This is a genomic window from Geobacillus sp. DSP4a (assembly GCF_013096875.1).
Taxonomy (GTDB): Bacteria; Bacillota; Bacilli; order Bacillales; family Anoxybacillaceae; genus Geobacillus; species Geobacillus thermophilus.
Genome location: NZ_SDLD01000298.1, coordinates 1 through 243, shown reverse-complemented (window position 1 = coordinate 243; position 243 = coordinate 1). Strand labels below are relative to the sequence as shown.

The 243-nt window shown below is 33.3% G+C and carries 1 pseudogene; it reads right to left on the bottom strand.

Going from position 1 to position 243, the window contains the following annotated elements:
• Nucleotides 1-243, bottom strand: a pseudogene (locus ETC02_RS17415) (RNA-guided endonuclease TnpB family protein); the annotation flags it as partial.

Below are 243 nucleotides of genomic sequence, written 5' to 3'. Positions count from 1 at the left end.
TTCCTTGTTTGGCAAGACTGATCAAACCAAAGAAAGATTTAAAGGCTTCATTGACCTTTTTTAAAATTTGCTGTGCCATGTTGCTGTTTAACAGCTTATAGTTTTCGTTAGTTTTTGCAAGATGATAATTTTTCTCATAATTAAGAAATTCCTTGTGTTCAAAATAGTATTGTCTGACATTGTACAATCCGACGTTGTACATGTTCTTGGCAATATGGCACAGTTCTCGAAGAGTCAAGTATT